Genomic DNA, 19,985 nt, shown 5'->3' with positions numbered 1-19,985 from the left:
AGAGTTTGGGATTTTCGTTTTTTTGAAAACTATTAAAACCCTCTTTTTTGAAACCAAGCATCTAAAATGCTGTTAAACTCATCGGGGTGTTCCATCATGGCAGCATGTCCACATTTATCAATCCAGAATAAATCCGAATCGGGTAACAATTCATTAAATTCTTCTGCGACTTCTGGAGGTGTTACCGTATCGTTTTTACCCCAAATAATACAAGTTGGCACCTGCATTTTAGGTAAGTCTTTAGCCATATTATGCCTAATGGCACTTTTAGCTATGGCTAATGTTTTTATAAGTTTATTTCGATCGTTTACAGTTTCGTAAACTTCATCAACAATCTCCTTAGTTGCAACTGCTGGGTCGTAAAAAACATCTTGCGCTTTTTTCTTTATAACTTCATAATCGCTACGCTTGGTGTAGCCACCACCCATAGCACTTTCATAAAGCCCTGAACTACCTGTAATTACTAAGGCCTTTATTTTTTCGGGGTATTGCTTGGTATGGTATAAACCTATATGACCACCTAATGAATTTCCTAGTAAAATAACTTCGTTATACCCTTTGAATTCAATAAACTCGTGTAGATACTTTGCAAAACTTTTTACATTGGTTTTAAGCAAAGACATCGTGTATATAGGTAATTCTGGAATAATTACTTTATACCCTTTTTCACTAAAATATTTTGTGACAGAATTAAAATTACTTAAGCCTCCCATTAAGCCATGTAGTACTATAATCGGAGTGCCTTCACCTGCTTCTATATAGCTGTAGTTCTTCTCTTTTTTTAAACGATGCGTCATTAATCGGTTAGTCGTTGCTTTAAAAACAAATATAGTTATTTCATTTATATAATAACTATTTAAATTATTCTGCAAACATAAAACATCTAGCTGAAGATATTAACATTTCCAGGGTTATTAAATAATTATTTGTAAAGATCTGTTGTTTAGAACTTACAAGACTTAATTAGGTTCAAAATGGCTTTATATGTGTAGTTAATCGAAAAATTATTAACAAAGTGGTAGAAAGTGGTAGAAAGTGGTAATTTTTTCAATATATTTGAAACTTAATCTAATAATTTCAGAAAACCCGGTTTGGATTTTATCACAGGAACATACGATTGTAAAGTAGATGCAAAAGGCAGATTAATGATGCCAGCAGCTATCAAAAAGCAACTGTCGTCCATGTTACAGGAGGGTTTTGTATTGCGTCGTTCGGTATTTCAAAAATGCTTAGAGCTTTATCCGATGAGTGAGTGGCAAACGCTTATGAAGAAAATGAATGCACTCAATAAGTTTAAAAAGAAGAACAACGATTTTATCAGACGATTTACAGCGGGTGCTAAAATGGTTGAGGTAGATGTAAACGGGCGATTGTTAATACCAAAAGATTTAACTGTGTTTGCTAATATTTCGAAAAATATTGTAGTGGCTTCAGCTATAAATATTATTGAGATTTGGGATAAGGATTTGTACGAACAGGCTATTGATGATGCAGCTGTTGATTTTGCAGATTTAGCTGAAGAGGTCATGGGGCAAGACGATGATCATGGAATATCATAACCCAGTACTCTTAAAAGAAACAGTAGATGGGTTGAATATTAACCCAGAGGGTGTTTATGTTGATGTAACTTTTGGTGGCGGTGGTCACAGTAAAGAAATATTAAAACGACTTGGGGATAACGGAAAGCTTTATGCTTTCGATCAAGATTCGGACGCTCTTGAAAATACAATTGATGATTCTAGGTTTACACTTATTCATGAAAATTTCAGGTATATAAAACGCTTTTTAAGGTTTTATGGAGTTAAACAAGTAGATGGCATTTTAGCCGATTTTGGAGTGTCATCGCATCAATTTGATGTGGCAGAACGCGGTTTTTCAACACGCTTTGAGGCGGATTTAGATATGCGGATGAATCAGCAAAATCAACTATCGGCTTTTCACGTAGTAAATGAATATGAGGAAGAGCAATTAAAGCAAGTGTTTTTGCAATATGGCGAGTTAAGAGCTGCTCCAGCAATGGCTAGATTAATTGTTGAGCATAGAAAAACAGAGCCAATAATAACGAGTGAACAGCTAAAAAGTGTTTTGAAAAAGTTTTTACCACCTCGTCATGAAAATAAAGTGTTAGCTCAAATATATCAGGCGATTAGAATAGAGGTGAATCAAGAAATTGAAGCTTTAAAAGAGTTTTTACAGCAAACACCAGAGCTTTTAAAAGCAGGAGGTAGACTAAGTTTTATATCCTACCATTCGTTAGAAGATAGATTGGTAAAACGTTTTATAAGAAATGGATTGTTTGAAGGTGAACCTGAGCGCGATATGTATGGAAATTTTGAAGTTCCATTAAAAAAAGTAAATGGATTAATAGTGCCATCAAAAGAAGAAATAAAAATAAATAGTAGAGCCAGAAGTGCAAAACTTAGAATAGCTGAAAAACTATAAATGAAGAAAAACATCTATAACATATTAAAAGGAACATTTTTAGTAAGTGATGACTCTTTTAAAAACTGGAGGTTTATTCTTTTTATATCTGGATTAGCTATAGTTATGATTGCAAGTTCGCACAGTGCTGATAAAAAAGTATATGAAATAGCGCGGTTAAAAAATGAAGTAAAGGAAATGCGTTCAGCATTCGTTGATGGGCGGTCAAAACTTATGAAGCTTAAAATGGAATCGCATGTAGTAAATGTAATGAAGGAAAAAGGTTTGGAGCCATCAGTAATTCCGCCAAAAAAAATAAAAGTAAAAACTCAAAAACAATAACCAACCTTGGCAGTAAACGAAAAAGGCATATTAAACAGATTGTATTTTATAGCAGGATGTATGTTCGTCTTTGGGCTTGCCGTAATTTTTAAGCTGCTAAGTATTCAATATTTACAAGGTGATAAATACCGCTCTATGGCAACCGAGCGTATAGTGAAAGATGTTATCATACCAGCAAACCGTGGGAATGTGTATTCTGTAAACGGGAATTTATTGGCAACTTCTATTCCCAAATATGATATTCGAATCGATGCGTTAGCACCTTCCAACAAAAATTTCGAAGCTTACTTAAAGCCTCTTTGTAATGAACTTTCAAAGTTTTCAGGAAAGCCTTCCAATGAACTTGAAAAACAAATAAGACAAGCGCGTGCTAATAAAAACAGATATTTTTTATTAGCTCGAAACATTGGGTATTCAGATTATATACGCATAAGAAATTTTCCTTTATTAAATCTTGGTGCTTTTAAAGGTGGACTCATTGTAGAACAAACAACAAAAAGAGAGCATCCAATGGGTGGCATTGCTCAAAGAACTATTGGTTATGAGCGTTGGGACGAACAAGGAAATGTTACCCGACCTGGTATTGATGGTGCATTTGGAGTGAAATATTTACGCGGTGTAGATGGGAAACGTAAGAAGCAGCAAATTGGAAAAGGTCAATGGAAACCTTTAAGCGATGCTAACGAAGTAGAGCCTAAAGATGGGTATGATGTTTACACAACTATTGATGTAAATATCCAAGACATAGCACATCATGCACTTCTAGAGCAGCTTGAAAAGTATAAAGCGGATCACGGTTGTGTAGTGGTAATGGAAACTAAAACCGGCGAAATTCGAGCGATTTCTAATTTAGGTAGAAACAAAAATGGACACTATTATGAGCGATTAAATTATGCGGTTGGGGAGAGTTTTGAACCAGGTTCCACATTTAAAGTTATGGCTTTAATGGCAGCGTTAGAAGATAAGGTGATTGATACATCTACAATTGTAGATACTCAGAATGGTAGAAAACGATTTTATGGTAGGTACATTAATGATTCTCATAGAGGTGGATATGGGAAAATTTCAGCGGCTCGGGTTTTAGAAGTTTCTTCGAATATTGGGATAGCTACAATAATTGACGAGCATTATTCTAAACAGCCGGAGAAATTTCTTAATAGAATTAAAGAGTGGAAATTAAACATGCCTTTAGGTATCTCAATTATAGGTGAAGGCAATCCGGATATACCTGAGCCGGGTAATAAGAATTGGAGTAAAAATGCATTACCATCTATGGCTTATGGGTATAATTTAGAGTTAACTCCGCTTCAAACATTAGCTTTTTATAATGCAATAGCAAATAATGGAGAGCTAGTAAAACCCAGGTTTTTAAGGGCTGTAAAGGAATTCGATGAAGAGATTGAAACCTTTGATAAGCAGGTGCTTGTGAAAAACATATGTTCAAATGAGACTTTAAATAAAATAAAAGAAATTCTTAAAAATATAGTTGTTAGAGGAACAGGGGAGAGATTGTATTCGGAAACTTTTTCAATGGCAGGAAAAACAGGAACTGTAAGGACAGAATATTGGATGAATGATTGGGAGGATAATCCTAGATACGTATCATCATTCTCTGGTTATTTTCCAGTTGATAATCCTAAATATTCCTGCATTGTGGTTATTCATAAACCTAGTACAGAAGTAGGTTATTATGGCGCTGATGTGTCCGGACCTGTATTTAAAAAAGTAGCTCAAAAAATATTTATTGATACGCCTATAGTTGATGAAATAGAAACGCTTAACATCAGCAAAACATCGGTTGATAATGAATATGAAAGCTTTTATAAAACAGCACAAACGTATAAAACCATCATGCCAAATTTAGTGGGTATTCCAGCGATGGATGCATTAGCACTTTTAGAAAATATGCAGGTGGATGTGAAGGTTAAAATAAATGGAAGAGGTATTATAAAAGCGCAATCGGTAAACAAAAACACAAAATTAAAAAATAACCAAACGGTGGTTTTAACGGCTTCATGATAGCACTAAAGGACATATTATACAAGGTAACCATAAATGCAGTTGTTGGTAGCACGGGTGTTGATGTTAGTAATGTTGATTTTGATTCTCGAAAAATTCGAAAAGGAGATTTGTTTGTTGCTATAAAAGGTACGGTTGCAGATGGTCATAAATTTATAGATGTTGCTATTAATAATGGTGCAACAAGTATTGTGTGTGAGGAAATACCAGAAAATTTAATGGATGGTATAACCTATGTAGAGGTAGATAATTCTAGTAAAGCTTTAGCTATAATAGCATCAAACTATTATGAAACACCTTCTGAAAACTTAAGACTTGTAGGCGTTACAGGTACTAATGGAAAAACTACGGTAGCCAGTTTATTATATCAATTATTAAAAAAAGCGGGCTATAAGGTGGGGTTATTATCAACAGTGAAAATCATGGTTGATAATACTGAGCATAAGGCTACCCATACAACACCAGATTCTTTAACTATAAACAGGTATTTGCATGAAATGAATGCTGTTGGAGTAGAATTTTGTTTTATGGAAGTTAGCTCTCATGGTATTCATCAATTTAGAACCGAAGGCTTACATTTTGAAGGAGCCATTTTTACAAATTTGTCACATGACCATTTAGATTATCATAAAACATTTGCTGAGTATCGAGATGTAAAAAAGAAGTTCTTTGATGAGCTATCTCCTAAGGCTTTTGCATTGGTTAATGTAGATGATAAAAACGGCTTGGTAATGCTTCAAAATACCAAAGCCAGAAAATACACTTATGCTTTAAAAGAGTACGCAGATTATAAATCTCAAATTTTAGAAAATCAATTTGGTGGTTTATTGCTTAAAATAAATGATAGTGAAGTTTGGACAAGACTTATAGGAAATTTTAATGCTTATAACGTCTTAGCTATCTACGCTACTGCTGAATTATTGGGACTAGAAAAGGTTGAAATCTTACGTTTAATAAGTGATTTAGAAAGTGTAAGCGGTCGCTTTCAATATGTAGTTACAAACGAAAAAATAACGGCTATTGTTGACTATGCTCATACCCCCGATGCCTTGAAAAATGTATTAGAAACTATAAATAGTATTCGTACTAAAAATGAAGAACTAATCACGGTTGTTGGTTGCGGTGGTGATAGGGATAAAACCAAACGTCCTAAAATGGGGCATATAGCTTCTGCATTAAGCACAAAAGTTATTTTCACTAGCGATAATCCACGAAGTGAAAATCCTGAATCAATTTTAAATGATATTGAAAAAGGTGTAGAACCACAAAATTATAAGAAAGTTTTAACCATTTCCGATAGGAGGCAAGCCATAAAAACGGCATGCCAAATGGCGCAACCAAACGATATAGTTTTAATAGCTGGAAAAGGCCACGAAACATATCAAGAAATAAAAGGAGAACGGTTTGATTTTGATGATTTTAAAATAGTACAAGAATTATTAAAACAATTACAAAAATAGTATGCTTTATTACCTATTTGAATATTTAGAAAAACAGTTTCAATTTCCTGGAGCCTCTCTTTTTGGGTTTATAACCTTTAGAGCAGCTTTCGCCATGATTTTATCACTGTTAATTTCTACTATTTATGGTAAACGAATCATTCGCTTTTTATTAAAAAAGCAAATGGGGGAAACCATTAGAGATTTAGGTTTAGAAGGGCAAAAAGAAAAAGCAGGAACACCAACAATGGGCGGTATCATTATTATTTTGGCTACGCTAATCCCTGTGTTTTTATTAGCAAAATTAGAAAACGTATATATCATTCTTTTAGTTGTTACAACACTATGGATGGGAACTATTGGCTTTATTGACGACTATTTAAAGAAATTTAAAAATGATAAAGATGGTTTAAAAGGTCGCTTTAAAGTATTAGGTCAAGTTGGTCTTGGTTTAATAGTTGGTTTAACCTTGTTTTTTCATCAAGACGTTACAATAAGAGAAAAACTTCCAGAAGAACAGCAGCAAGAAATATTAGCGCAAAACCCAAATATTCTCCCATCAAAATTGTTTAAAACAGAAGAGAAATCAACTAAAACTACCATTCCTTTTGTCAAAAATAATGAGTTTGATTATGCAAATCTTATAACTTGGATAAGCCCAGATTTAAAAAAATATGCGTGGGTTATTTTCATTTTAGTAGCCATTTTTATAATCACAGCGGTTTCTAATGGTGCCAATTTAACTGATGGAATTGATGGTTTAGCAGCCGGTACTTCGGCAATTATTGTATTAACACTTGGGATATTTACGTTCGTTTCAGGGCGTATTGATTTCTCTGATTATTTAAATATTATGTATATCCCAAATATTGGCGAAATCACCATTTACATCGCAGCATTTGTTGGTGCGTTAATTGGGTTTTTGTGGTACAATACCTATCCAGCTCAAGTTTTTATGGGCGATACAGGGAGTTTAACTATCGGAGGAATTATAGCAGTTATAGCGATTGCTGTTCGTAAAGAATGGTTAATTCCTGTGTTATGTGGTGTGTTTCTAGCAGAAAATTTATCGGTAATGATGCAGGTAAGCTGGTTTAAATATACCAAGAAGAAGTTTGGTGAAGGACGACGCATTTTCAAAATGTCTCCACTGCATCATCATTATCAAAAATTAGGATATCACGAAAGTAAAATAGTAACACGTTTTTGGATTGTAGGCATATTGCTGGCAATTCTTTCGATAGTTACTTTGAAAATTAGATAGATGAAAAGGCTAGTGATTCTTGGTGGAGGAGAAAGTGGAGTAGGAACTGCACTTCTAGGAAAGAAAGAAGGATACGATGTTTTTGTTTCCGATAAGGGAAAGATTAAAGAAAAATATAAAGAAGTTCTTATACATAATGAGATTGAATGGGAAGATGAAGCACATACAGAGGTCAAAATTCTGAATGCTGATTTAGTAATGAAAAGTCCAGGAATTCCAGATAAAGTAGAGTTGGTCAAGAAAATTCATAAAAAAGGAATTACAATAGTTTCAGAAATTGAGTTTGCTTCAAAATTTACAAAGGCTACTATTGTAGGAATCACTGGAAGTAATGGTAAAACAACAACAGCAACATTAACACACCACATTTTAAAACAGGAATTAAGTGTTGGGTTAGCTGGAAATATTGGCGACAGTTTTGCAAAGCAGATTTTGCAGCATGATTATGATAACTATGTGTTAGAAATTAGCAGTTTTCAGTTAGACGATATCATCGATTTTAAACCAAAAATAGCTGTCATTACTAACATTACACCCGATCATTTAGATAGATATGATTACAAATTTGAAAACTATATCGCATCTAAATTCAGAATCGCTATGAATCAAACCAATGATGATTATTTGGTTTATGATGCAGATGACGAAGTCATAACAAACCACTTAAAAAATCACCCAGTTCAATCAACATTATTGCCATTTTCATTAACAAAAACTATTGAAAATGGCGCGTATTTAGACAAAAAAAACATAAAAATAACGATACAAAACAATCAAATAATTATGCCAACTACAAATCTAGCATTAGAAGGGAATCACAACATTAAAAATGCTATGGCTGCTTCAACCGTAGCACACTTATTAAAAATCAGGAAGCAAACCATCAGAGAGAGTTTAGAAAATTTTCAAGGTGTAGAGCATCGTTTAGAGCAAGTGCTTAAAATAAATAAAGTTCAGTACATAAACGACTCTAAAGCAACCAATGTGAATGCGACCTACTATGCTTTAGAAAGTATGGATGCTCCAACTGTATGGATTGTTGGTGGTGTAGATAAAGGTAATAATTATGAGGAATTATTTCCGTTTGTAAATGAAAAGGTAAAAGCTATTATTTGTTTAGGTGTTGATAATGAAAAATTGATGAACACTTTTGGGAATATGGTTGATATCATTATTGAAACACAGTTTATGAGCGAAGCAGTAAAAATAGCTTATAAAATTTCTGAAGCTGGGGACAATGTATTGTTGTCTCCAGCTTGCGCAAGCTTCGATTTGTTCGAAAACTATGAAGATAGAGGGCGTCAATTTAAAAATGCAGTAAGAAACTTATAAAAAAGAAAAGTGCAACCACTATTTAAAAACATAAAAGGCGATAGGTTAATTTGGGCAATAGTAGCCCTATTGGCTATTCTATCGTTTTTGCCAGTGTATAGTGCTGCAAGTAATTTGGCTTACAAAGGAGGAGGTAGCAACACCTTTACATTTTTTGTAAAGCATTTTATGCATTTGTTTTTAGGGTTTGTAATTATGTATGGAGTACATAAAATACCATACAGATATTTTAGAGGTTTATCACTAGTTATGATACCTGTGGTTTTAGTTTTATTAGGGTTAACCATGTTGCAAGGAACCACTATTGAAGGGGCAAACGCGAGTAGGTGGATACAAATACCAATTGTGGGTATGTCGTTTCAAACCTCTACTTTGGCGTCGGTTGTGTTAATGGTTTATGTAGCTCGGTATATGTCTAAAATAAAAGACAAAACCATCACTTTCAAAGAATCTATTTTACCGCTTTGGGTACCTGTTTTTTTAATTTTAATACTTATACTTCCTGCTAATTTTTCTACTGCTGCCATTTTGTTTTTAATGGTGGTTATGTTGGTGTTTTTAGGAGGATATCCAATTAGATATTTAGCTGTAATAATTGGCTCGGGTATTTTGGTGTTAACATTATTTATACTAATTGCAAAAGCTTTTCCAGATGCTATGCCTAATAGGGTAGACACATGGATGGGAAGAATTGAAAGTTTTGCAAACCCTGAAGATACCGAAGCGGATTATCAAATTGAAAAAGCTAAAATAGCTATTGCAACTGGAGGTATAAAAGGAGTTGGTCCAGGAAAAAGTTTGCAGAAAAACTTTTTACCTCAGTCTTCATCAGATTTTATTTTTGCCATTATTATTGAAGAATACGGATTGTTTGGAGGATTTGTAATAATGATTCTTTACCTATGGCTGTTATTTAGAATAGTAATAGTTGCACAAAAATCAGATACTATTTTCGGAAAGCTTCTGGTGTTAGGTGTTGGTTTGCCAATCGTATTTCAGGCTTTAATAAATATGGCAGTTGCTGTAGAATTATTCCCGGTAACAGGGCAAACCTTACCGTTGATAAGTAGTGGAGGAACATCCATTTGGATGACTTGTTTAGCCATCGGGATAATATTAAGTGTAAGCGCTAAACGTGAAGAAATAAAAGAACAAGAAATAAATGAAGATAATCCATTAGAAATTTTATCAGAAACTATTTAAATGAGTAACTATAAAATCATATTATCTGGAGGTGGAACAGGAGGTCATATTTATCCTGCCATTGCCATTGCAAACGAGTTAAAATCTCGTTTTCCAGATGCTAAATTTTTATTTGTAGGCGCTAAAGATAGAATGGAAATGGAAAAAGTTCCACAAGCAGGATATGAAATTGAAGGACTTTGGATTTCTGGAATTCAGCGCAAACTCACATTAAAAAACTTAATGTTTCCTTTTAAAGTGATTAGTAGCCTATGGAAAGCTCGTAAAATTATAAAGTCGTTTAAACCCAATGTGGCTATTGGTACAGGTGGTTTTGCGAGCGGTCCATTATTGCATGTCGCTGCCTCTAATAAAATACAAACCTTAATACAAGAACAAAACTCGTATCCAGGTATTACTAATAAGTTATTGGCAAAAAAAGCGAACAAAATTTGTGTTGCCTATGATGGATTAGAACGGTTCTTCCCTAAAGATAAAATTATAAAAACGGGTAATCCGGTTCGTAAAGGCTTACTTGATATAGATTCAAAAACAGTAGAAGCTAAAAACTTTTTCAACTTAAAACACGGGAAATATACATTATTGGTTATTGGTGGTAGTTTAGGTGCTGGTCGAATAAATGAATTAATAGAAACAAAATTAGATTTTCTGGACACCCAAAATGTTCAAGTTATTTGGCAATGCGGAAAGCTTTATTACCAGCAATATAAAATTTATAATCATACTAAAAATATTCAGGTTTATGAGTTTTTAAACAATATGGATTTTGCATATGCGGCTGCAGATATTATTATTTCGAGAGCTGGTGCCAGTAGTGTTTCAGAGTTATGTATCGTAGGAAAACCAGTGATTTTTGTACCATCACCAAATGTGGCTGAAGATCATCAAACCAAAAACGCCATGTCTATTGTAAACAATAATGCGGCATTGATAATTAATGAAGAAGATTTGGATGCTGATTTTGAGAATAAGTTCTCTCAGCTTGTCGCATCCCCTGAAAAACAAAAAGAACTAGGTAACAATATAAAAAGCTTGGCATTGGTAAATGCTACTAAACAAATAGCAGATGAAGTTGAAAAACTTTTAAAAAATAAATGAATTTAAACAGCATACATAAAATCTATTTTATTGGCATTGGTGGCATTGGCATGAGTGCTTTGGCTAGATATTTTCATGCTAATAGTAAAAGGGTATCTGGCTATGACAAAACTAAAACAGATATAACTGATGCTTTAGTAGGTTTAGGTATTGAAATTCATTTTGATGATGATATTTCTAAAATTGATGCTACATATTTAAATCCAGACAAAACCTTAGTTGTTTATACACCTGCTGTTCCTAATAATCATAAAGAGTTAAGTTATTTCAAAAACAATAACTATCAGGTTTTAAAACGATCTCAAGTTTTAGGCTTAATAACCGAAAGCACTTTTTGTTTAGCTGTTGCAGGAACTCACGGTAAAACAACAACTACGAGTATTCTTGGGCATCTATTAAATGAATGCGACGTACCCTTAACAGCATTTTTAGGAGGTATTAGCGAAAACTATAACTCTAATTTAATATTAAATGGTACTGAAGTAACAGTGGTTGAAGCCGATGAATTTGATCGTTCGTTTTTAACCTTGTCACCAGATATAGCTTGTATTACATCAATGGATGCTGATCATTTAGATATATATGGTGATGCTTCTGAATTAGAAAAATCGTTTATAGAGTTTTCAAATAGAGTAAAATCTAACGGCAAGTTATTTGTTAAAAATGGCTTGTCAATACAAGGAATAACCTATGGGATTGAAGATAAGTCAGACTACTCAATTCAAAATATAAAAATAAAAAACGGCACTTATGTTTTTGATGTAAATACACCAAAAACAGTGCTAGAAAATTTACACTTTAACCTACCTGGTAGACACAATTTGTCGAATGCATTAATAGCCTTGGCGATGGCTGTAGAGTATGGTTGCCCTCACCAGCAGCTCGCCAAAGCTTTAGCATCTTACAGAGGTGTTAAACGAAGATTTACTTATCACATTAAAACAGAAAACTTGGTGTTTATTGATGATTATGCACATCATCCTGAAGAAATTAATGCAGTGCATCAAGCGGTGCGAGAAATGTATCCTAACAAAAAAGTGCTAGCCATTTTTCAACCGCATTTATATAGCAGAACAAGAGATTTTGCAGACGAGTTTGCTAAAAGTTTATCGCAATTTGATGAATTACTGTTATTAGATATTTATCCTGCAAGAGAATTGCCCATTGAAGGGATAACCTCTGAGTGGCTATTAAGCAAAATCACTAGTAAAAATAAAAGATTGGTAGCTAAAAAAGATTTGTTAGCTCAAATTCGTAAAAGTAATGTGCAAATTATATTAACTATTGGAGCTGGCGATATAGGTGAAGAGGTAAAACATATTAAAAAAGAATTAAGCATTGCGAGTTAATTGGAATTACATAAAAATGATTGTTTTGTTAGGCTTAGTGGTCTTTCTGTTTGCCTTTGCTTCATCAAGAAATTTAAAACGGGAGGTGTCAAAACCTAATGTGAAATTCGTTGGAGAAAACAATCTATTTATAACTAGCGAAACTGTTAGTAAATTGTTAATACAAAATTACGGGACCGTTAAAAATGTACCTAAAGAAACTTTAGATTTGAACTTACTAGAAAACGCCCTCAAATCTAATTCAATGATAAAAAATGCTGAAGTGTATGTTGCTGTAAATGGTACGCTTAACGCTGAAATTGAACAAAAAACACCTATCGCTAGAGTAAGTACAAATGCGTCTTATTACATTGATGACGAAGGTTTTTACATGCCATTGTCAAGCAATTATTCAGCTAGAGTGCCTTTGGTTACTGGTTATGTAGAAAAAAATAATTTAAAAAATGCTTTTAAAATAGCACAAAAAATAAAAGAAGATGAGTTCTTAAAAAAGTATGTTATCGAAATTCACCAAGATATAAATAGCAGACTTTATTTAAGACTTAGACAATGTGATTTTTTAGTTCAATTGGGAGATATAAGTTTTATAGACAAAAAGATAAATAACCTAAAGGCGTTTTATCAGAAGAGCCTGAAAGAACAAACTTTGAACAGTTATAGTAGAGTTAATTTACAGTTTGAAAACCAAGTAATATGTACCAAAATTTAAATCATGGAGCATAATTTAGCAGTCGGATTAGACATAGGAACCACAAAAATTGTGGCTATGATTGGTCGTAAAAACGAATACGGCAAATTAGAAATTTTAGGTATAGGTAAATCTAAAAGTTTAGGTGTGCATAGAGGTGTGGTAAATAATATTACACAAACTATTCAATCTATACAACAAGCTGTACAAGAGGCAGAAGTTGCAGCGGAATTAAAAATACAAGATGTTACAGTAGGAATTGCAGGTCAGCATATTCGTAGTTTACAGCATAGTGACTATATAACGCGCGCTAATTCTGAAACAGTAATTGATGAAGACGATATTGATAGACTTATTAACCAAGTACATAAGCTAGTGATGCTTCCTGGTGAGGAAATTATACATGTATTACCTCAGGAGTATAAGGTTGATGGGCAAGCTGAAATAAAAGAACCAATTGGCATGTATGGAGGACGATTAGAAGCAAATTTCCATGTGGTTGTTGGTCAGGTGTCATCTATAAGAAATATTGGAAGATGTGTGCAAAGTTCAGGTTTAAAATTGGAAGGTATCACGCTTGAGCCTTTAGCTTCAGCGAATGCTGTTTTAAGTCAAGAAGAAAAGGAAGCTGGTGTTGCATTAATTGATATAGGAGGTGGAACTACCGATTTAGCCATTTTTAGAGATGGTATAATTCGTCATACTGCCGTAATTCCATTTGGAGGAAATGTAATAACAGAAGATATAAAAGAAGGTTGTTCTATCATTGAAAAACAAGCCGAATTACTAAAAATAAAATTTGGTTCTGCATGGCCAGGGGAAAATAAGGATAACGAAATTGTATCTATTCCAGGATTAAGAGGTAGAGAACCAAAAGAAATTACTTTAAAAAATCTTTCAAAAATTATTCATGCTCGCGTTGTTGAAATTGTAGAGCAAGTATATGTTGAAATCAAGAACTATGGTCATGAAGAGCAAAAGAAAAAACTTATTGCTGGTATCGTATTAACAGGTGGTGGGAGTCAATTAAAACACTTAAAGCAATTAGTTGAATACATTACAGGTATGGATACCAGAATTGGGTACCCAAACGAGCATTTAGCGGGGGATAGTGATGACGATATAACAAGTCCTTTGTATGCAACAGCCGTTGGTTTAGTGCTAGATGGCTTAAAGCGTCAAGAAAGAAAAAAAGTTGAATTACAACAAGAAATTGAAAGCAATGATGAGGAATTAGTCGATGAGGATGTAAAAGAAAAGCCAGCGAAAGAGCGTCGTTCATTTCTTGATAAATTGACCGAGCGTGTTAAAGATTTTTTAGATAACGCCGAATAGTAAAATCCATTGAATTAAAAAATATTAAGTATAAAACCCCAGTAAAACAGAATTTATGAGCAGTAAAAAAGAATTCGAAAGCATTGCATTTGATTTACCTAAAAACCAGTCAAATGTTATTAAAGTTATTGGTGTTGGAGGTGGTGGTAGTAATGCCATTAATCACATGTTCCAACAAGGCATCAAAGGCGTAGATTTTTATGTCTGCAATACGGATGCACAAGCCTTACAAAATAGTGGTGTTCCAAACAAAATCCAGCTAGGTGTAAACCTAACAGAAGGATTAGGAGCAGGGGCAAATCCAGATATTGGAGAGCAATCAGCAGTTGAAAGTTTTGATTCTATTTCGCAAATGTTAGATAGCAATACTAAAATGGTATTCATAACTGCAGGAATGGGTGGAGGAACAGGTACAGGTGCAGCTCCAATTATTGCTAAAATGGCTAAAGATTTAGATATTTTAACAGTTGGAATTGTTACTATGCCTTTTCAATTTGAAGGTAGAATGCGTATTGAGCAATCTCAAAAGGGAATTGAAAAATTAAGGGATGTAGTTGATTCATTAATTGTAATTAATAACAACAAACTTCGTGAGGTTTATGGTAATCTTGGTTTCAAAGCAGGGTTTTCAAAAGCTGATGAAGTGCTATCTACTGCTGCTCGTGGTATAGCTGAAGTTATTACTCATCATTACACACAAAACATCGATTTACGCGATGCTAAAACGGTATTAAGTAATAGTGGAACTGCCATTATGGGTTCTGCATTGGCATCAGGTCAAAACCGTGCGCAAGATGCTATTCGTAAGGCGTTAGATTCTCCACTATTAAACGATAATAAAATTACTGGAGCTAAAAACGTGTTGTTACTAATTGTTTCTGGATCTCATGAGATTACCATTGACGAGATTGGTGAAATTAACGATCATATTCAAAACGAAGCTGGACATGGAGCTAATATTATTATGGGTGTTGGTGAAGACAGTGATTTAGAAGAGTCAATTGCCGTTACTATTATTGCTACGGGCTTTAATGTGGAGCAGCAGGATGAAATTTCTAATACAGAAACCAAAAAAGTTGTGCATTCGCTTAGTGAAGATTTAGAATTGGAGGGTAAAGAAAAAGAGCCTGTAATAATTGCACCAATTATTGAACTAGAGGAGAAAAAAGAAACACCTGTAGTTCGTCACACATTAGATATAGAGACCATAGAAAATGAGCCTTCTAAACCATCTGCAGACATAGATTTAATACCAACTTCTGAAATTATTAAAAATATAAATGTTGTTTATGAAGAAGTCTCTGCAAATATTGAAGAAGACGAAGATTTTATCATCAAACCTGTAACGAGAATGTTTACAGATGTTGATAATATAAATGACATTGAAGTAGTTTCAGATAATATAGAGGAAGAACAACAAATAACCTTAACGTTTGATTTACCACTATCTACAAATCAAAATGAAAAGGAAGAAGAAAACGATGTAATAGCTCATAAATTAACGGATGAAGACGTTAAGAAAATCCCTGTTAATGATTATATGGAATTCATTCCAGTAACAGAAACTAGTGAAAATGGAGATATTCGTTATGCACTTGACGATTATGTTGAAGTCGAATCTTCAATGAATAAAAAGCAAGTATCAAATGAAAGTCTTGAAGAAGTTGATCAAGAAGTCGTATTTGAAAAAAAGGTGGTAAACGAACCTATTGTTGATGAAGATGAAGAAGCAGGAGAAATCGACCCAATGAATACACCAATTTCTGAATTACTTAAGGAAAGAGCTGATGAACGCAGACGTAAAATGAAGGATTTTAATCATAAATTCAACAGTTCTAAAATTGATGATATTGAAAAAGTTCCGGCTTATAAGCGTCAAGGAATAAATTTAAATGAAGCAAAGCATTCATCTGAAACAGACATTTCTAGAACAAGTATAGGTTTAGACGACAACGATGATATACAATTAAGATCTAACAATTCATTTTTACATGATAATGTAGATTAAAGTATACTGACCTAACTTAGTTATGAACCCGAAAAGTCACCCTCAACTTTTCGGGTTTTTTCTTTAAAATAAAATATTTCTAGTTGATTTTAGCAAAAAACTGAGCGTTATATACTGCATACTTTTTTATATCTTCGCAGTTCATTAAAAATATCGAAAATGAGTTTACAGCAAGAAGTTATGGTCAAGTTAAAAGAAGCGATGAAGGCTAAGGACCAAACGGCTTTAACGGCATTAAGAGCGGTGAAATCTGCCATTTTGTTAGCTCAAACAGAAGAAGGAGCAAATGAGGATTTAACTGAGGAGCAAGAGCTTAAAATATTGCAAAAGCAAGTAAAGCAGCGTAGAGATAGTGCAGCTATTTATATTCAACAAGGTCGTGAAGATCTGGCAGCTCCAGAATTAGCCGAAGCTGAGATTATTGCACAGTTTTTGCCAGAGGCTTTAACTGATGAAGAAATAGAAAAAGTAGTGGTAGCAACTATTGAGCAAATAGGAGCTCAGGGAATGAAAGATATGGGAAAGGTCATGGGCATGGTTAGCAAAGAGCTTGCAGGACAAGCCGATGGAAAAACTATATCCAATATTGTCAAGCAAAAATTATCATAGCATAATGGCCCCGTGGCGCAACTGAATAGCGCATCAGATTTCGGCTCTGAGGGTTACAGGTTTGAATCCTGTCGGGGTCACAAAATACATTTAATGTCATTCAAGAAGCTTCAGTTTTAAAGACTGAGGCTTTTTTTTAATATTATTTGAAGCTATAATTTTATTAAATTTCATAAAAATTAATTCTTCTAAAAATGAAATTTAATTAAACATATTTTATTTAAAAGTCAATTTACTATATCTCAATTTGAGAAATTAATAATAATTGGGCAATTATGTGAAATTAACAAATACTACGTAATAAAAATAAGTATAAATACTTAAATTTGTTATTAAATACGTAGTTATGAAAAAAATCATTGTCGTAGGAAATGGAATGGTTGGATACAAATTTTGTGAAAAATTTGTAGCTCAAGCCGAAAGTAAAAATTTCAAATTGACTGTTTTTGGTGAAGAACCAAGACCAGCTTATGACCGTGTTCATTTAAGTGAGTATTTTGGAAATCAAGATGCTAAAGCCTTAGAAATGGCTCCAAGGGAATGGTATGAGAATCATAATATTGAGTTGATAACAAATGAACGAATTACGGCAATTCACCGATCTTCAAAAAAGGTTTCCACTATAAAAGACGAACATTACAAATATGATTATTTATTACTAGCCACAGGTTCTGCTCCTTTTGTTCCTAATATTACTGGTGTTGAAAAAAAAGGAATTTTTGTATATAGAACAATAGAAGATTTAGAGGCTATGCTTGAATATGCTGATAAATTGAAAACGACCAATTCAGACAAAGTTAGAGCTGCGGTACTTGGTGGTGGTTTGTTAGGTTTAGAAGCGGCTAAAGCGGTTATGGATATGGGTTTTGAGCCTCATGTAGTAGAATTTGCGCCTAAATTAATGCCTAGGCAATTAGATACACGTGCTAGTAAGGTTTTGCAGGAAAAGATCGAATCACTAGGAATTAATGTGCATTTATCTAAAGCAACCAATAAAATTCTTGGAGATGAAACCATTACAGGGATGGAATTTGGTGAATATGATAAAATTGATGTTGAAATGTTGGTTATTTCAGCAGGAATTAGACCTCGTGATGAGCTAGCAAAAACTTGCCATTTAGAAATGGGAACCCGGGGAGGGATTGTTGTTAATGATAGAATGCAAACCTCAGACCCTGAAATTTATGCAATTGGCGAAGTGGTATTATATAATCAAATGATTTACGGTTTAGTGGCTCCAGGATATGATATGGCTCATGTTGCGGTTAATCAAATAATAGGAAATTCTGATGTTTTAATGCAGCGTGATATTGATATGTCCACCAAGTTAAAATTAATTGGTGTAGATGTTGCTAGCTATGGTGAGCCTTTTATGCCTGTTGAAAAAGGATATTCTATAATTTATGAAAACAAAACCAAGAATTTATATAAACGTATTAATGTAAGTCATGATGGTAAAAGTCTTTTAGGTGGAATTTTAGTTGGTGATGCTTCAGAATACAATATGTTTCATCAAATTTACTTAAATGGATTACCAATACCTGAAGATGCGGAAGAGTTAATACTTGGAAGCAGAGGAGAAGGTGGGTCATCGTTTGGTAGTGTTATGGATATCCCAGATGTAGCACAAGTATGTTCTTGCGAAAGCGTTACAAAAGGGGATATTTGTTGTTCAATTACCGAGGGCGATTGTCAAAATTTAGGTGATGTGATCTCTAAAACAAAAGCAACTACAGGTTGTGGTGGTTGTAAACCTATGGTAGTAGATTTGGTCAATGAAACGCTTAAATCACTTGGTAAAGAAGTAAAGGAAACACTTTGCGAACATTTTAGTTTTAATAGGCAAGAACTTTACGATTTGGTAAAAATTAATAAGGTTTCGGATTATGAGGAGGCTCTTAATTTATTTGGTGAAGGTCATGGTTGCGAAATTTGTAAACCAGCACTAGCATCAATTTTTGCTACGATAACTATGGAAACACCAAACCGTCAAGTAGCAATTCAAGATACTAATGATAAATTTTTAGCCAATATTCAACGTAACGGAACCTATTCGGTAGTTCCTAGGGTTGCAGGCGGAGAAATTACTCCAGACCAATTAATTACTATAGGTGCAGTGGCTAAGAAATATGATTTATATACTAAGATAACAGGTGGTCAGCGCATTGATTTGTTTGGTGCTCAAATACACGAACTACCTCTTATTTGGAAAGAGTTAATAGATGCTGGTTTTGAAAGCGGTCATGCTTACGGAAAATCGCTACGTACTGTAAAAAGCTGTGTAGGATCCACTTGGTGTAGATATGGTATGCATGAAAGTGTAACGTTTGCAATAGAAATTGAAAATAGATATAAAGGTTTGCGTTCACCACATAAATTAAAAGGAGGGGTTTCAGGTTGTATTAGAGAATGTGCTGAAGCTAGAGGAAAAGATTTTGGTTTAATAGCCGTTGAAGGAGGTTGGAACTTATACGTTTGTGGAAATGGAGGAGCAACTCCTAAACATGCCATATTGTTTGCTGAACAGTTAGATGATAAAACAGCTATTAAATACTTAGACAGGTTTTTAATGTATTATATAAGAACAGCAGGTCCTTTAGTTAGAACAGCGCCTTGGTTAGATAAACTAGAGGGTGGAATAGAGTATTTGAAGCAGGTAATTATTGAAGACTCTTTAGGTATTGCTGATGAATTAGAAATAGAGATGCAAGGTTTGGTAAATAAATATGAATGCGAGTGGAAACAAGCTATTGAAAATCCAGAAATGATGAAGCGTTTTAAGCATTTTGTGAATTCTGATGATACTGATGACAATTTAGTTTTTGTGCCTATGCGAGAACAAAAAATGCCAAAAGCTTGGACATAGTAAATTAAAATT

16 protein-coding genes and 1 tRNA gene are annotated in these 19,985 nt (G+C 33.7%); 16 read left to right on the top strand and 1 reads right to left on the bottom strand.

The features are described 5' to 3' along the window. Positions 1 to 32: 32 nt before the first annotated feature. Positions 33 to 797, bottom strand: coding sequence for an alpha/beta fold hydrolase (locus L3X39_RS10270; protein WP_237231923.1), 765 nt, complete (start codon positions 795 to 797; stop codon positions 33 to 35). A 294-nt stretch (positions 798 to 1,091) separates the two neighbouring features. Between L3X39_RS10270 and mraZ the strand changes: the two genes are divergently transcribed. The 16 genes from mraZ to nirB all read left to right on the top strand — a co-directional run bounded on the left by mraZ (position 1,092) and on the right by nirB (position 19,973). Further along, positions 1,092 to 1,559, top strand: a complete 468-nt coding sequence (gene mraZ / locus L3X39_RS10265) for a division/cell wall cluster transcriptional repressor MraZ (protein ID WP_237231698.1) — start codon at positions 1,092 to 1,094, stop codon at positions 1,557 to 1,559. Next, positions 1,546 to 2,442, top strand: a complete 897-nt coding sequence (gene rsmH, locus L3X39_RS10260; RefSeq protein WP_237231697.1) for a 16S rRNA (cytosine(1402)-N(4))-methyltransferase RsmH — start codon at positions 1,546 to 1,548, stop codon at positions 2,440 to 2,442. Before mraZ ends, rsmH begins: the two co-directional genes overlap by 14 nt. Beyond that, on the top strand, positions 2,443 to 2,763 hold the full coding sequence (locus tag L3X39_RS10255; RefSeq protein ID WP_237231696.1) for an FtsL-like putative cell division protein: 321 nt from the start codon (positions 2,443 to 2,445) through the stop codon (positions 2,761 to 2,763). A gap of 60 nt (positions 2,764 to 2,823) precedes the next feature. Then, entirely contained in the window at positions 2,824 to 4,782 is a 1,959-nt protein-coding gene (locus L3X39_RS10250) for a PASTA domain-containing penicillin-binding protein (RefSeq protein ID WP_237231922.1), read from the top strand. Then, complete coding sequence (locus L3X39_RS10245; protein WP_237231695.1) at positions 4,779 to 6,242, top strand: UDP-N-acetylmuramoyl-L-alanyl-D-glutamate--2,6-diaminopimelate ligase; 1,464 nt, start codon at positions 4,779 to 4,781, stop codon at positions 6,240 to 6,242. The genes L3X39_RS10250 and L3X39_RS10245 overlap by 4 nt, the downstream gene beginning before the upstream one ends. A 1-nt stretch (position 6,243) precedes the next feature. Beyond that, complete coding sequence (mraY, locus tag L3X39_RS10240) at positions 6,244 to 7,485, top strand: phospho-N-acetylmuramoyl-pentapeptide-transferase (protein WP_237231694.1); 1,242 nt, start codon at positions 6,244 to 6,246, stop codon at positions 7,483 to 7,485. Then, positions 7,486 to 8,817 (top strand): UDP-N-acetylmuramoyl-L-alanine--D-glutamate ligase, encoded by a 1,332-nt coding sequence (gene murD / locus L3X39_RS10235; protein ID WP_237231693.1) that lies wholly within the window; start codon positions 7,486 to 7,488, stop codon positions 8,815 to 8,817. A gap of 9 nt (positions 8,818 to 8,826) precedes the next feature. Continuing rightward, entirely contained in the window at positions 8,827 to 10,020 is a 1,194-nt protein-coding gene (locus L3X39_RS10230; protein WP_237231692.1) for an FtsW/RodA/SpoVE family cell cycle protein, read from the top strand. After that, on the top strand, positions 10,021 to 11,118 hold the full coding sequence (gene murG, locus L3X39_RS10225) for an undecaprenyldiphospho-muramoylpentapeptide beta-N-acetylglucosaminyltransferase (protein ID WP_237231691.1): 1,098 nt from the start codon (positions 10,021 to 10,023) through the stop codon (positions 11,116 to 11,118). Then, on the top strand, positions 11,115 to 12,467 hold the full coding sequence (gene murC / locus L3X39_RS10220; RefSeq protein WP_237231690.1) for a UDP-N-acetylmuramate--L-alanine ligase: 1,353 nt from the start codon (positions 11,115 to 11,117) through the stop codon (positions 12,465 to 12,467). The genes murG and murC overlap by 4 nt, the downstream gene beginning before the upstream one ends. Before the next feature lie 16 nt (positions 12,468 to 12,483). Then, positions 12,484 to 13,176 carry a cell division protein FtsQ/DivIB gene (locus L3X39_RS10215; RefSeq protein WP_369411642.1) on the top strand — a complete coding sequence of 231 codons (693 nt, stop codon included), beginning with the start codon at positions 12,484 to 12,486 and terminating at the stop codon, positions 13,174 to 13,176. Positions 13,177 to 13,179: 3 nt separating this feature from the next. Continuing rightward, positions 13,180 to 14,490: a cell division protein FtsA gene (gene ftsA, locus L3X39_RS10210; protein ID WP_237231688.1), complete on the top strand. Its 1,311-nt coding sequence runs from the start codon at positions 13,180 to 13,182 to the stop codon at positions 14,488 to 14,490. 55 nt (positions 14,491 to 14,545) lie between these two features. Further along, positions 14,546 to 16,498, top strand: coding sequence for a cell division protein FtsZ (gene ftsZ, locus L3X39_RS10205; protein ID WP_237231687.1), 1,953 nt, complete (start codon positions 14,546 to 14,548; stop codon positions 16,496 to 16,498). Positions 16,499 to 16,657: 159 nt separating this feature from the next. Next, a complete protein-coding gene (locus tag L3X39_RS10200) occupies positions 16,658 to 17,107 on the top strand; it encodes a GatB/YqeY domain-containing protein (RefSeq protein ID WP_237231686.1) in 450 nt (149 codons plus the stop codon). Between the two features lie 6 nt (positions 17,108 to 17,113). Beyond that, positions 17,114 to 17,187: transfer RNA gene (locus L3X39_RS10195), tRNA-Arg, on the top strand. 266 nt (positions 17,188 to 17,453) lie between these two features. Next, on the top strand, positions 17,454 to 19,973 hold the full coding sequence (nirB, locus tag L3X39_RS10190) for a nitrite reductase large subunit NirB (RefSeq protein WP_237231685.1): 2,520 nt from the start codon (positions 17,454 to 17,456) through the stop codon (positions 19,971 to 19,973). Positions 19,974 to 19,985 lie beyond the last annotated feature (12 nt).

The sequence above is a fragment of the Flaviramulus multivorans genome (assembly GCF_021728415.1).
GTDB classification, from domain to species: domain Bacteria; phylum Bacteroidota; class Bacteroidia; order Flavobacteriales; family Flavobacteriaceae; genus Sabulilitoribacter; species Sabulilitoribacter multivorans.
The sequence above is the reverse complement of the archived record's forward strand: the minus strand, read 5'-3'. Positions and strand labels throughout refer to the sequence as shown.

Coding starts and splice junctions, on each gene's coding strand:
- L3X39_RS10270 (WP_237231923.1), bottom strand. CDS start 797: ATGACGCATCGTTTAAAAAAAGAGAAGAACTACAGCTATATAGAAGCA.
- rsmH (WP_237231697.1), top strand. CDS start 1,546: ATGGAATATCATAACCCAGTACTCTTAAAAGAAACAGTAGATGGGTTG.
- L3X39_RS10255 (WP_237231696.1), top strand. CDS start 2,443: ATGAAGAAAAACATCTATAACATATTAAAAGGAACATTTTTAGTAAGT.
- L3X39_RS10250 (WP_237231922.1), top strand. CDS start 2,824: ATGTTCGTCTTTGGGCTTGCCGTAATTTTTAAGCTGCTAAGTATTCAA.
- L3X39_RS10245 (WP_237231695.1), top strand. CDS start 4,779: ATGATAGCACTAAAGGACATATTATACAAGGTAACCATAAATGCAGTT.
- mraY (WP_237231694.1), top strand. CDS start 6,244: ATGCTTTATTACCTATTTGAATATTTAGAAAAACAGTTTCAATTTCCT.
- murD (WP_237231693.1), top strand. CDS start 7,486: ATGAAAAGGCTAGTGATTCTTGGTGGAGGAGAAAGTGGAGTAGGAACT.
- murG (WP_237231691.1), top strand. CDS start 10,021: ATGAGTAACTATAAAATCATATTATCTGGAGGTGGAACAGGAGGTCAT.
- murC (WP_237231690.1), top strand. CDS start 11,115: ATGAATTTAAACAGCATACATAAAATCTATTTTATTGGCATTGGTGGC.
- L3X39_RS10215 (WP_369411642.1), top strand. CDS start 12,484: ATGATTGTTTTGTTAGGCTTAGTGGTCTTTCTGTTTGCCTTTGCTTCA.
- ftsA (WP_237231688.1), top strand. CDS start 13,180: ATGGAGCATAATTTAGCAGTCGGATTAGACATAGGAACCACAAAAATT.
- ftsZ (WP_237231687.1), top strand. CDS start 14,546: ATGAGCAGTAAAAAAGAATTCGAAAGCATTGCATTTGATTTACCTAAA.
- L3X39_RS10200 (WP_237231686.1), top strand. CDS start 16,658: ATGAGTTTACAGCAAGAAGTTATGGTCAAGTTAAAAGAAGCGATGAAG.
- nirB (WP_237231685.1), top strand. CDS start 17,454: ATGAAAAAAATCATTGTCGTAGGAAATGGAATGGTTGGATACAAATTT.